Origin of the sequence: Mesorhizobium sp. M1399, assembly GCF_040317735.1 — a bacterium.
Taxonomy (GTDB): domain Bacteria; phylum Pseudomonadota; class Alphaproteobacteria; order Rhizobiales; family Rhizobiaceae; genus Mesorhizobium.
Genome location: NZ_JAMYKZ010000019.1, coordinates 83,563 through 95,877, shown reverse-complemented (window position 1 = coordinate 95,877; position 12,315 = coordinate 83,563). Strand labels below are relative to the sequence as shown.

The window sequence follows — 12,315 nt, the reverse complement described above, 5'->3', positions numbered from 1 at the left end:
GGGAATATCCCTCTGGGAGTAGCTGTCGCGTTGCCGAATCCAAAAATTCACAAGACCATCGATCCTACGCGGTCGTGCTTAAATGTCTGGTAGCGTTGTTTAGGGGGAAACCAACGCTACGGCCTCATAAATGTAGTTCTCGTCCATCGTCAGGATACTGGCGCTGCGGTGGCGATCGTCAAGGCCGGCCAGCACGCATCATCGCGCGCGCGATGGCGAGCTGCGCCTCGACTTTGGCGTTTTCCTTCTGCGTCATGTTGTCGGCCGCGATCAGCCGCCGAAGCGACCGCATGATTTCGCCGCGCGTCCAACCTGCTTCGAGCATGCAATCAATGATCGCCTGAAAGCCTGGCTCCATCGCCTCCTGGCAATCGATCTCGCGGTCGGCATATTCGCCCTGTCGTCTCGGCGGCGTGATCATGCTCGCTCCCTAGAGATACGCTTCGGGGAAACCAACACGCGCAAGTTCTACGGCGTGAACTCGGAGATGGAGGAGTACGATCAGTTTCGGTGCGAGGCAGTGGGCACTACTCCACCCGCCGAGCAAAGCAAGGGTGTGCATGCGGAGCAAACCGAGGCTCAGCCGGCCGAGCCAAGCAAGGTTACGCCGAAAAAGGTCAAGACCGTGACTATCAGGACCGGCGAATGTGCAAACAAACAGAATTGCGTTTCCAATAACTCCACGCCCGGAACGTCGAACAGCAAGTAATGTGTTCGAAGCGAATTAGAGCGTGCTATGGGATTTCATGCTCTTGGTTGCAAAGACAGCCAATTGGGCACTCGTTCCCTAGCGATTGTGCACGAGACGATCTCGCTGGTGAAAGTGATAGGCGGAAAAACAGGTTCCGAAACGCTAACCACTTGCGGTCGCATTAGTATGGCTTGGTCGTGGAACGCAAAGGCTGACCCGATTTCGTCCCGCGATGCGGTACAGTTAGAGATCAAGCAAAACGTCGCCATGTGGGCGGCTGCAGCACGCTAGGATGTAGCCTGCCGATTGATCCTCCAAGGTCAGCCCGCCTAGGTCATCCATGACGACTTCGCCGGACAGCTTGGCGATCCGGCACGTACCGCAAATTCCCTGCTGGCAGGCGGTGGGGATGTGGACGCCACATTGGCGCGCCGCTTCCAGCAGGGTCTCTCCGGGCGCACAGTGATGCGCAATGCCGGAGCGGGCGAAGCGGACCGAAGACGAAATCTTTGAAGCCAGTTCCGAACGCGAACCGTTGCCGCCTCCGAAGCTCTCCTCATGAAACTGTGAAGGGGCGAGGCCGATTGCCTCCAGGCACCGGCGTGCCGCCTTCATGTAGGATTCCGGCCCACAGGCGAAAACGGTCCGGCTGTGAAGATCGGGAACCAGATTCAGGAGCATTTGACTGCTAATGCGTCCAGTTGGACCCGTCCAGGCTGGGTCTTCCTGACGGCAAATGCAAGTCACTTGAACATTGGGAAAGCGAGCGGCAAGTGCGTCCAGTTCGAGCCGAAAGATGATGTCGTCCGGCGTTTTCGCACTGTGAATGAAGTGGATATCCTGGGCGGCTGCGCGGTCGGTAAGTGCCCGCAACATAGACATGACGGGAGTTATCCCGCTGCCACCTGAAAGGAAGAGGGACTTTCCATGCGGCAGATCGTCGAGATTGAACGAGCCGAGCGGCCCTTCGATCTCGATCGCATCGCCCGGCATCAAATTGTCATGGAGCCAATTCGAAACGAGCCCGCCCGGCGTCCGTTTCACGGTAATCTGAAGGTCGAGCGGTCGCGTCGGTGGTGACGAAACAGAGTAGGAGCGCGTCACCGCGGCACCGTCGATCCTCAGGTGCACCAGAACATACTGGCCAGCGCTGAAGCAGAAGATTCGATCTGAAGCGGGTGTGAGAACGAATGTTTTCACATCGTGCGTTTCGTCGATCACGCGCCGGCAGTGCACAAGCTGCGGTGTGGTCTGTGCCCACTGCCGGTGACGCTTTGTTGGGACGAAGCCGGAGGCTGCAAAGGCCGCGTATGCATTCATCATTCAACTCAGGTTTGGAGTCGAGCCAAGATGCCATTTCAAACCCCGCTGAACAGCCGCGCAATCCTGCCTTTATGATCGGTAATTTCGATTAAACTTCCAGTGACATCACAGCGACCTGGAGGGCTCGGATGCCTTTGCGAATGATGGGTTCGTGTTTGCGGCGCGCGAGTATCGCGGTGTGGACTGGCTGGTGCAGCGTCGGCGCTCCCTCGACCAGGAACGATCGGAGTTCAGCAGTGAACCTGCGCGCATCGTCGCTACGCATATAGCAGGTGCCACCCGTTCGTCGGAGCATGATCTCCGCCAGAGTTTCCGATCCCGTCGAAAGCCGACAGATCGCCAGCTCGGCCAGCAGCTCTGCGTGCGTCTTTTCCAGCACGGCGGTATAGCCCGGGCGAATGTACGTTTCAGGGTCCACGTCGGACAGCGTTCTGGCAGCCGTCGAAACCATCACATATTCCTCGACCATCAGATGTTCGTAGGCGATCTCAGGCAGGTAGCGAGGCGCATAAAGCACGGCGATATCCAGATTTCCCATGCTAAGATCGCTGACCATCTGGTTTGAATAATCCGACTCGACATGGATCGAGGACTTTGGAAGGGCCTGGCATAGTGTCTCGACCCATCCGGGCAGGACCGAGCGGGTCATGCCCACCTGTGCGGCGATGCGCAAGGTGCCCTCGAAACGGTTGAACGCCCGCACGTCGTGGCGAGCTTGCGACCAGGTTGACAGCAGGGATCTGGCGTACGCTTCGAACCGCCGTCCCGCGGCTGTCGGCTCAGCGCCGGCGCGCCCGCGCTGAAAGAGCTCGGACCCGATCGCGCTCTCGAGGTTCTTGATGCGGGTGCTGATCGTCGACTGGGTCAACCCCAAGCGATCGGCGGTACGATTGAAATTTCGCGACTCGATGATGTCGAGAAAGGTTTCGATGTGATCTAGCTGCACGGGACCTCCCGATCGAAAAAGTCGATCATATTGCGCAGGATCATAAGCTTGATCAAACAATACTCAAGGCGGAAGCTGCCCTCGGTGAAATCGGCCGGCAGATCGACCAGGCTGAAGCTACGGAGCTGAGCAACGTGTTCATAGTCGACTGCGATTGTCACAATTACTGGTCAAGCGCGACCGTACTGGAGTCCTACCTTTCCGGCCTATGGAAGGACATGTTCGTTGAAGGCGAGAAGACAGGCCCCGTTGGCGCCTTCCCGCATGGCCATCGTCCCTGGTTTCATCCGCAGGACTTCTCCCGCAAGGACGTCCGTCCGAAAACAGAAGCCGACAACTATCTCATCATGAAGGAAAAACACCTCGACAAGTACAAGGTCGATGTGGCGATCCTGACCGGCGATGAGCCGATCGAGGCTTCCACCCTCGCCAATCCTTATTATGCCAGCGCCCTCGTCAGCGCCTACAATGACTACCAGATCGACCAATGGCTGCCGAAGGACGATCGCTTCATGGGCTCGATCATCATCGCGCCACAGGATCCGAAGCTCGCGGCCGCCGAGATACGCCGTCTGGGCAATCATCCGCGCATGGTTCAGGTTCTCGCTTCGCAAGGCTCCGTCAAGCCTTATGGCGATCCGTTTTACCATCCAATCTACGAGGCTTGCGCCGAGGTGGGGCTGCCCTTTGCCATACATCTGGGCGGCCATGGCGGCGTGAATTCGACCGCGATTGCTCCGGCCCCGACGACATTCTTCTGGGAGACCCATGCCATCCTGCACATGTCGGCGATTTCGCATGTCGCAAGCATGATTGCGCATGGCGTCTTCGAAAAATGGCCGGACCTCTACTTCGTGGTCATCGAATGCGGCGTCGCCTGGGTGCCGTCGGTGCTGTGGCGCCTGGACGCCGATTACAAAGCCCTACGCAAAGAGACGCCATGGCTGAAAATGCTGCCTTCCGAATACTGCCGGCGCAACATCCGCTTTTCCACGCAGCCACTGGAGCAGCCCGCAAATATTCAGCATCTCTGGTCCACTCTCGAGGCAATGGACGGAGAAAATACGCTGATGTTTGCCTCAGACTATCCGCATTGGGATTACGACGATGCCAACACGCTGCAAATCCCTCCTGCCTGGAAGAGCAAGATCATGGGGCTGAATGCGCTGGAGGTTTACAAACGCATCCCCCGCGCGCAAGCGGCGAATGCCGCCTGAGGAAGCAGACGATGCCCGAGAAGACATACATCTGCCGCGTCGACGAGATCGAAACCGGATCTCCCTTCATCGCCAAGATCCGCAGCCTTTCGGTCGGCGTTTTTCGCATCGGAGACTCATTCCACGCGCTGCTGAATGTTTGTCCGCACCGCGGCGCTCCGCTTTGCGAGGGGCCGCAATGCGGAACAACTGCACCGGTCGAAGAGGCGCAATTCATCTATCACCGCGAAAACGAGATCGTGCGCTGCGCCTGGCATGGCTGGGAATTCGACATCAAATCAGGCGCGGCCCTGGTCGATCCGTCCGTTCGCGCGCGCACATTTCCAGTAACCGTCGAAGCGGGCAGCATCTATGTGACGGCCTGATTGAGGTACGGATTCGAAGAGTAGAAGAAAGGTGATCGAAACTAACTTCACAGGTGCTTGACGAACAATAACGCGGAAAATCCGTAATGGGAGAGTCAAATGTCAGAATCTGAATACAAGCTTGGTATCGCTCAAAGCCTGATCGGTCACGGCAAGATTTCCCGCCGTGACTTCATTCATCTTGGGCTGGCCGCTGGGCTGACGGTCACCGCTGCGGACAAGCTCTTTGTCAGCACGGCCCGGGCCGAACCGCTGCAGGGCGGCTTCGCCAAGCTCGGCATGGCACATGGCGCAACGACGGATTCGATCGATCCGGCCGGCTACCCGGACACATTCACACAAACGGCATTCTCCGGCTCGATGTCCAACAGCCTCACCGAGGTCGACGCGAAAGGTAACGTCCAACCGGATCTTGCCGAGAGCTTTGAATCATCCGACGGCGCCAAAACCTGGGTCTTCAAGCTGCGCAAGGGCGCAACCTTCCACAATGGCAAGAATGTGACGGCGGACGATGTCGTGACTTCGCTGCGCTATCATATGGGCGACGAAACCAAATCGGCGGCGAAGCCGCTGCTTGAGCCCGTGGCCAGCATCAAGGCGGATGGCCCGGAGACGGTTGTCTTCACGCTGAAGAGCGGCAACGCCGATTTCCCCTACATCATGAGTGACTACCATCTGGTCATCATGCCGGCCAAGGACGGCAAGGCGGATTGGGGATCGGGCGTTCGCACCGGTGCTTTCGTGCTCGAGAATTTCCAGCCCGGCGTCTCGGCCAAACTCAAGCGCAATCCGAACTATTTCAAGAACGGCAAGCCCTATCTCGACGAGGTGGAGTTCATCGCCATCACCGATCTCGCCGCTCGCATGGCCGCGTTATCGACAGGGGAGGTGGACTATATTGGCCGCGCCGACCTCAAGACCCTCGGCATGTTGAAACGCAATCCCAAGGTGGAGATCGTCGAGGTCACCGGCTATGGCCACTATACCTTGCCGATGAATGTCACGGTTGCGCCGTTCGACAATCCAGACGTCCGAATGGCTTTGAAATGGGCGATTAACCGTCAGGAGATCGTCGACAAGATCTTTCTCGGCCACGCCACGGTGGCCAACGACAACCCGATCGCCCCGGCGATCAAATTCGCCACGAATCCGCAGCCGCAGCACAGTTTCGATCCGGAAAAATCCAAGCATTACCTGAAAAAGGCCGGAATGGAAAAGCTGAAGATGGACCTCTCGGTCGCCGATGCCGCCTTTGCCGGCGCTGTGGACGCGGCTGCCCTCATCCGCGAGACGGCAGCCCAGTGCGGCATCGACGTAAACGTCGTGCGTGAGGCCGAGGACGCCTATTGGGACAATGTCTGGCTCAAGAAACCCTGGTGCGCTTCCTATTGGAGCGGTCGCGCGACGGCCGACTGGATGTTCACGCAAGCCTTCGCCGCAGACTCCAGCTGGAACGAGTCGTTCTGGAAAAATCCCCGCTTCAACGAGTTGCTTGTCCAGGCGCGCGCCGAGACGGACGAGGCCAAGCGGGCGGCAATGTATGCCGAGATGCAGCAACTGACCCATGATGATGGCGGCAGCATCGTGCTGGTCTTCAATAATTTCGTCAGCGCCAAATCCAATAAGCTCGCACATGGCGAGGTGGCGCCGAACTGGGAGAATGATGGATTGAAGATGGCCGAACGCTGGTGGATCGCCACTGCGTGAGAGTGCGGGCCGGACCCGCGATGGCTATTAGGCTCCGGCTTGCAACCGCGTGCCCTGACTGGTGTGGCAGGGCGGCGGCAGCAACGAGAAACGCGTACCCATGAACCCCGTCGCAAGAACGGTTCTGCAGCGCCTTGGCCTCGGCCTGGTCACGCTGTTCATCGTGTCCATCATCATCTTCTCTGCGATTGCAATGCTGCCGGGCGACTTCGCCAAGGCGATGCTCGGGCAATCGGCGACACCCGAAACGGTCGTCGCCTTCCAGCGAGAAATCGGCATCGACCGTCCGCCTGTCGAGCGCTACTTCGTCTGGGTCGGGCAGATGCTCCACGGTGATTTCGGCTCTTCATTCGCGAGCCGCACCGGATACCGGCGCACCGTCGCCGAGATTATCGCCCCGCGCCTCTACAATACGATGTTCCTTGCATCGATGACCGCGCTGATAGCAGTTCCGCTGGCCCTGGGATTGGGCATCCTCGCTGCGCTCTACCGCAATGGCTGGTTCGACCGGCTGGTGAACGCAGTGACGCTGACGACCATTTCGTTCCCCGAGTTTTTCGTCGCCTATATGCTTGCCTACCTCGTCATCTCGCGCGACACGTTCATCGGATCCGAGTTCGCACAATCCCTGCCGCACTGGCTCGCGGTCTCGCTGAACTGGATACTCAATGCAGTTCCTAAGTTCCCGACATTGTCGAATGTGAACGATCAGACGCCGTTTTGGGAACATGTCTGGAGAGTAGCCTTGCCGGCGATCACTCTTACGCTCGTCATCGTGGCGCACATGATGCGAATGACACGAGCGGCGATCATCAACATGCTGGCAAGCCCATATATCGACATGGCGCGTCTCAAGGGAATGTCGCCCATGGCCATCGTACTCAGGCATGCCTTGCCCAACGCATGGGCTCCGATCGTCACGGTGGTGGCGTTCAATCTTGCTTATCTCGTCGTCGGAGTGGTCGTGGTCGAAGTGGTGTTCGTCTATCCCGGCATCGGTCAGCTGATGGTTGACGCGGTCAAATCAAGGGATGTTCCGGTGGTCCAGGCCTGCGCCCTGATTTTCGCCGCGACCTACATCCTGCTCAATCTGACCGCCGATATTATTTCCATCGCCACCAATCCAAGACTCTTGCATCCACGATGACCAGCTACGAACCCATGGCTCAGGTTCACAGGCTGAGGCGCTCGCGCGCCACCCGTGCGAAAACGGCGCTGAAGAAGGCACCCTTCAGTGCATGGTTCGGCATCCTCGTGATCCTCGGTTATGTCATCGTTGCGGTGTTCGCGCATTGGATAGCCCCATACGGCGAAACGCAGGTCTTCAGCGAAGCCTTTGCACCGTGGAGCCAGCAGTTCAAATTGGGAACCGACCAGCTCGGCCGGGACATGCTCACGCGCCTGATTTACGGTGCGCGCAACACCATCGGTATCGCCGTCGCGACCACATTGCTGTCCTTCGCGGTCGGCGTCTCGCTCGGCCTTCTTGCCGCATTGTATAGGGGATGGCTCGACCAGATACTGTCGCGTGCGGTGGACGTGTTGATGTCGATCCCAAGCCTGATCTTCGCCCTGGTGCTGCTCTCGATCTTCGGCTCGTCGATCACCAGCCTGATAATCATCATTGCGCTGCTCGATTCCACCCGCGTCTTTCGGCTCGCACGCGCCGTCGGGCTTAACGTGGCAGTGATGGAATATGTCGAGGTGGCGCGATTGCGCGGCGAAGGCCCGAAATGGATCATCGCCAAGGAAATCCTTCCCAATGTCATGCCGCCGCTGGTCGCGGAGTTCGGTTTGCGATTTTGCTTCGTATTCCTCACGATCGCGGCACTGTCCTTCCTGGGCGTCGGTATTCAGCCGCCGACCGCTGATTGGGGGTCGATGGTGCGCGAGAATGCGACCCTGATCACCTACGGTGATGTCACGCCGCTGCTGCCGGCCGGCGCGATTGCCCTCCTTACAGTCTCCGTGAATTTCGTCGTCGACTGGTTCCTGCACGCAACCAGCGGGTTGCGCGATGAAAGGTAGCGGTCCGGGCTCGCGCGAAAAAGGCAAGGATCTGCTGCAGATCCGCAACCTACATGTCGAGGGTTTCTCGGACGAGCGGTGGCATCCCATTGTCCGCGGGGTCGATCTGGCGCTGAAGCGGGGGGAGGTTCTTGGCCTGATCGGCGAGTCAGGCGCCGGCAAATCCACCATTGGCCTCGCCGCGATGGGTTACGCCAAGCCAGGCTGCCGTATTACACAGGGCTCGATCCTGTTCGACGGAATCAATCTTCTGGCACTCAGCGAAACAGGGCGGCGTCGCCTCAGAGGCTCCCGCATTGCCTATGTCGCGCAAAGCGCAGCGGCCTCTTTCAATCCGGCCCACCGACTCCTTGACCAGACTGTCGAAACAGTCGTGGCCCATGGGATTGCCAGCCGCGAGAAAGCGAACCGGAATGCCGTCGATCTCTATCGCCGTCTTCAGCTTCCAGATCCGGAGACGATCGGCTTTCGCTATCCTCATCAGGTTTCCGGCGGACAGTTGCAACGGGCAATGACCGCGATGGCGATGGCTTGCCGTCCGGACCTCATCATCTTTGACGAGCCAACGACGGCGCTCGATGTGACGACGCAGGTCGAAGTTCTCGCCTCCATTCGCAACATCGTGGAGGAATTCAACACCGCTGCAATCTATGTGACGCATGATCTGGCGGTGGTGGCGCAAATGGCGGACCGGATCATGGTTTTGCGCCATGGACTTACCGTGGAGGAGGCAGAAACGCGCCAGATGCTCGCCTCGCCCAGCCAGGAATATACCAAGACGCTCTGGGCCGTGCGCAAGCTCGCCAAGCCCGAAGTTCCGGCCGATGACTATCTGCTTACGATAGACAACGTCACGGCGGCCTACGGCCGGGCGGTTAAGGTGCTCCAGGATGTCTCCATCAACGTTCCACGTGGAAGAACAGTGGCTGTGGTCGGCGAATCCGGTTCCGGGAAATCGACGCTCGCTCGCGTTGTTACCGGCCTGCTGCCGCCGCTTTCGGGATCGATTTCCTTTGCTGGCCAGGCCCTTTCCAAGACCCTGAAGGCGCGCCCAAAAGAGATCTTGCGCCGCATACAGATGATTTATCAAATGCCCGACAACGCCCTAAATCCGCGGCAGACGGTCGAAGAAGTCATAGCTCGTCCGCTTGAATTCTACCTCGGCCTCAAGGGTGCACAGCGGGATAGGCGGATCGGCGAACTCATGCACATGGTCGAGATGAGCGAAACTTACCTGGATCGTCTGCCGGCCGAACTGTCGGGGGGTCAGAAGCAGCGCGTTTGCATCGCCCGAGCGTTGGCTGCCGATCCGGAACTCATCATCTGCGACGAAATCACGTCCGCGCTCGACCAGATTGTGCAGGAGGAAATCCTGAAGCTCTTAATGCGGCTTCAGCGCGAGCTCGGCATGAGCTACATTTTCATCACCCATGACATTGCCACCGTGCGAGCGATCGCCGACGAGATTGTGGTCATGCACCAGGGGAAAGTCGTTGAGCAGGGATTAAAGAGCGAAGTTCTCACGCCGCCGCATGCCCCCTATACCGAACGGCTTTTGTCCTCCGTGCCGGAAATGGATCCGGATTGGCTCACAAGGCTGCTCGCCAGCCGGAGGATGTGATCGTCGGGCAGAGCGTCGCGTGTCTTCCATATCGCCACCATTTTACAGCTTGGCGGTCGGCCGTACGGAACAATGCGGGGAAATTGGCGGTTCTCGCCGCACCAACTGCAGAGCCTGCTTCTCGGCAAAGCGGTCGGTTCGTTCCGTCCATCGGAACGAACCGAGCGCACTTTCCTGACGTTCTTGTGAACGCCGCAATGATCGCGGTTCGGAATTCAATCAATCTTGGGTGGGGACTCCTGCAGCGGATTTGAATCGTGATCGTCGCGCAGCCGTACCAGCAGTGCCGACCGCAGGTCCGCTGCGTCTCTTCCGGCGATCCGATCGCCGGTCGCGAGCGGGTCAGGTGCTCTTCAGGGTCCCGTTCATCCCTTCCGGATAGAAGCCACCCTTGCTGACGCCGTCCTTGTCGGTGAGATAGACGATCCGCAGCACTTCTTTCGGCGTCCTGGTGAACGCGATCGCGTCGGGCGTCGAGGGAACGAAATTGGCCTTGCCATTCACCTGGATGCCCTGGTCCTTGTCTTCCGGCCCGTCGATCTTGTCTCGTGCATCGGAGACGGCGTTGGCGGCCTTCCAGGCTTTCTCTCCCTTCCGGTATAGAGTGGAGCGCGCCATTCCCATGTGGTAGGCCTCGACCGCCAATATGCCCGCCGCGGCGGCGAGGAAGTCCTTGTTCTTCAGAAGCGTCGCAGCACCGGCATAGGCGGTGACGCCGACATCCTCGAACAGCATGCCGCCGAGAACAAAGTTCGTTTCGTTGCCAAAGGGGTCGAAGTCCCGCCCGAGGCCCGCTGCCTCCGCAACCGCTTTGAACCCAGCATCGAAATCGATGGCCGGCCTGTCGACTGCGTTCTTTGCAAGCGTCTTGCGGTAGAACCGGACATGCGCGAGTTCGTTTTCAGCAACCTCCTGCATGAATTCGCCGATGGCGGGTGTCTCGAAGGACACTTTCTTTCCGCCGACCACATCGCCGGGTTTGGAACCGGCATCGGCGGCGTCGATGCCCTTTCCGGTGGTGCCGCGAAGGTAGTATTCGGCCTCCATGTATTCCAAGTTGAGCGCAAAGCGGAAAATGTCCTCGTCCTGCAGTTCCTCCTTGGCATAGGCGCGAGAAACCGGCGCCAGGCCCGTCGTGGCGGCGAGGCTGGCTCCCAGCCCAAACTGCAATGCGCGGCGACGGGAAAGGTGGAGTGAAGGGATGGCACGTATCATGGCTTCCTCCCAAAAGCCCGCCGGCGTCACCTGTTTGGCACCTTATCGCGGGCAACGCGCCCAACTCCGCCATAGGCGAAATGTTCCTGTAAAGGTCGGACTTTGCAGGGGTTGCTCCCGGATCAATGGCTTTTTGGGCAGCGTAACGTCGGAGTTGGCATCGACTATTTGTGACCAAGCCTCGAGTCCAGACATTGAGGTGACACATTATGAGCCGGATAGGCTACGCCCGCGTCAGCACGGTCGACCAAGAACTCGAAACGCAAGTCGGCAAGCTAAGGGCCGGAGGGAAACGAGCGGGCCGTGATAACCCAGGACAGCAAGGATGGCTGGAGGGGCTTCACGCCGGAAAGGAAAATTCCTGTCGACTTGTGAGACGAGTGGGCCATCCGAGAGAAGTTGGTATTCTGGTCGATCCATCCGGCCTTGCGATTTCTCGCTTTTGCTGCGTCTATCTATGAACCGGTCTGGCCTCTTCGTCGGATCAAACACGCTGGGAAGTCACAAGGAGTATATGCACATGGCAACTGGAACCGTGAAGTGGTTCAACAGCACTAAAGGGTTTGGGTTTATCCAACCCGACGATGGCGGTCAGGACGTTTTTGTTCACATCTCCGCCGTCGAGCGCGCTGGTTTGTCGAACCTCGTTGAGGGCCAAAAGATCAACTACGACATCGAGCAGGACCGACGTACCGGCAAGTCTTCTGCTGGCAATCTCCGCAAAGCGGGTTGATTTCTCTGGCGCGCCGTGGCGAAAGCCGCAGGAGCGCGGCAAGTCGCGAATGTACTGACCGCCGTGTAAAAAAAGCGCGCGAAGCTTGGTGTGATGGAGAGACCTGGGCAGCAGATTGCTGCGACGCTTCAGAAACGATCGTGTGAACCAGGTTGTCAGGTAACGGAAGGCGGGAAGTCCCCCGCGTTTTTCGCGTTTGCGTCCTCCAGCGTAGGATGGTTGGCGACGTGGTGTTGCCCCGTGGAGCACTTTGGCTTGTTGTATCCTACAGCAATGTCATTGAAGATAGCCTGAGTTTGGCCCCACATGGACATCGCGTCGGATTTTTCCTCCCCCTTTGTAGGTTTAAGCTGCCTTCATACTTGGCCAGGCTCAACAGTCCGGCCTTTTTCTTTTTGTGTGGGCTGCGGTACATTGGTTATGATGCGCATTCGCTATGAGGCGCTCGACAAGCATTATGACCAGTCAG

The 12,315-nt window shown here is 58.7% G+C and carries 11 protein-coding genes; 7 read left to right on the top strand and 4 right to left on the bottom strand.

All coding sequences use genetic code 11. From position 1 onward, the window contains the following. Positions 1-178: 178 nt before the first annotated feature. The 3 genes from NKH05_RS27320 to NKH05_RS27310 all read right to left on the bottom strand — a co-directional run bounded on the left by NKH05_RS27320 (position 179) and on the right by NKH05_RS27310 (position 2,960). Positions 179-421 carry a hypothetical protein gene (locus tag NKH05_RS27320; protein WP_352590887.1) on the bottom strand — a complete coding sequence of 81 codons (243 nt, stop codon included), beginning with the start codon at positions 419-421 and terminating at the stop codon, positions 179-181. A 513-nt stretch (positions 422-934) separates the two neighbouring features. Continuing rightward, a complete protein-coding gene (locus NKH05_RS27315) occupies positions 935-2,014 on the bottom strand; it encodes an FAD-binding oxidoreductase (RefSeq protein WP_352790339.1) in 1,080 nt (359 codons plus the stop codon). Positions 2,015-2,102: 88 nt separating this feature from the next. Next, positions 2,103-2,960: a LysR family transcriptional regulator gene (locus NKH05_RS27310; RefSeq protein WP_352496494.1), complete on the bottom strand. Its 858-nt coding sequence runs from the start codon at positions 2,958-2,960 to the stop codon at positions 2,103-2,105. A 134-nt stretch (positions 2,961-3,094) separates the two neighbouring features. Between NKH05_RS27310 and NKH05_RS27305 the strand changes: the two genes are divergently transcribed. From NKH05_RS27305 to NKH05_RS27280, 6 genes are all read left to right on the top strand, one after another. Continuing rightward, positions 3,095-4,177 carry an amidohydrolase family protein gene (locus NKH05_RS27305; protein ID WP_352496495.1) on the top strand — a complete coding sequence of 361 codons (1,083 nt, stop codon included), beginning with the start codon at positions 3,095-3,097 and terminating at the stop codon, positions 4,175-4,177. An 11-nt stretch (positions 4,178-4,188) separates the two neighbouring features. After that, positions 4,189-4,542 (top strand): Rieske (2Fe-2S) protein, encoded by a 354-nt coding sequence (locus tag NKH05_RS27300; protein ID WP_292653661.1) that lies wholly within the window; start codon positions 4,189-4,191, stop codon positions 4,540-4,542. A gap of 99 nt (positions 4,543-4,641) precedes the next feature. Then, positions 4,642-6,249 (top strand): ABC transporter substrate-binding protein, encoded by a 1,608-nt coding sequence (locus NKH05_RS27295; protein ID WP_352590893.1) that lies wholly within the window; start codon positions 4,642-4,644, stop codon positions 6,247-6,249. A 100-nt stretch (positions 6,250-6,349) separates the two neighbouring features. Next, positions 6,350-7,396, top strand: coding sequence for an ABC transporter permease (locus NKH05_RS27290; protein WP_031194803.1), 1,047 nt, complete (start codon positions 6,350-6,352; stop codon positions 7,394-7,396). Positions 7,397-7,410: 14 nt separating this feature from the next. Next, positions 7,411-8,277 (top strand): ABC transporter permease, encoded by an 867-nt coding sequence (locus tag NKH05_RS27285; RefSeq protein ID WP_502896978.1) that lies wholly within the window; start codon positions 7,411-7,413, stop codon positions 8,275-8,277. Further along, on the top strand, positions 8,267-9,898 hold the full coding sequence (locus NKH05_RS27280) for an ABC transporter ATP-binding protein (RefSeq protein ID WP_353026482.1): 1,632 nt from the start codon (positions 8,267-8,269) through the stop codon (positions 9,896-9,898). The genes NKH05_RS27285 and NKH05_RS27280 overlap by 11 nt, the downstream gene beginning before the upstream one ends. A gap of 342 nt (positions 9,899-10,240) precedes the next feature. Here the strand turns inward: NKH05_RS27280 and NKH05_RS27275 are convergent, their stop codons facing one another. Further along, on the bottom strand, positions 10,241-11,113 hold the full coding sequence (locus tag NKH05_RS27275; RefSeq protein ID WP_352496499.1) for a ferritin-like domain-containing protein: 873 nt from the start codon (positions 11,111-11,113) through the stop codon (positions 10,241-10,243). A 520-nt stretch (positions 11,114-11,633) separates the two neighbouring features. Here NKH05_RS27275 and NKH05_RS27270 point away from each other — a divergent pair. Further along, positions 11,634-11,846: a cold-shock protein gene (locus tag NKH05_RS27270; protein ID WP_031194806.1), complete on the top strand. Its 213-nt coding sequence runs from the start codon at positions 11,634-11,636 to the stop codon at positions 11,844-11,846. Positions 11,847-12,315 lie beyond the last annotated feature (469 nt).

What these genes read in the sequence shown, in the direction of transcription:
- NKH05_RS27300 (WP_292653661.1), top strand. Translation starts at nt 4,189, where the DNA reads ATGCCCGAGAAGACATACATCTGCCGCGTCGACGAGATCGAAACCGGA.
- NKH05_RS27280 (WP_353026482.1), top strand. Translation starts at nt 8,267, where the DNA reads ATGAAAGGTAGCGGTCCGGGCTCGCGCGAAAAAGGCAAGGATCTGCTG.
- NKH05_RS27270 (WP_031194806.1), top strand. Translation starts at nt 11,634, where the DNA reads ATGGCAACTGGAACCGTGAAGTGGTTCAACAGCACTAAAGGGTTTGGG.
- NKH05_RS27315 (WP_352790339.1), bottom strand. Translation starts at nt 2,014, where the DNA reads ATGATGAATGCATACGCGGCCTTTGCAGCCTCCGGCTTCGTCCCAACA.
- NKH05_RS27290 (WP_031194803.1), top strand. Translation starts at nt 6,350, where the DNA reads ATGAACCCCGTCGCAAGAACGGTTCTGCAGCGCCTTGGCCTCGGCCTG.
- NKH05_RS27320 (WP_352590887.1), bottom strand. Translation starts at nt 421, where the DNA reads ATGATCACGCCGCCGAGACGACAGGGCGAATATGCCGACCGCGAGATC.
- NKH05_RS27275 (WP_352496499.1), bottom strand. Translation starts at nt 11,113, where the DNA reads ATGATACGTGCCATCCCTTCACTCCACCTTTCCCGTCGCCGCGCATTG.
- NKH05_RS27285 (WP_502896978.1), top strand. Translation starts at nt 7,411, where the DNA reads ATGGCTCAGGTTCACAGGCTGAGGCGCTCGCGCGCCACCCGTGCGAAA.
- NKH05_RS27295 (WP_352590893.1), top strand. Translation starts at nt 4,642, where the DNA reads ATGTCAGAATCTGAATACAAGCTTGGTATCGCTCAAAGCCTGATCGGT.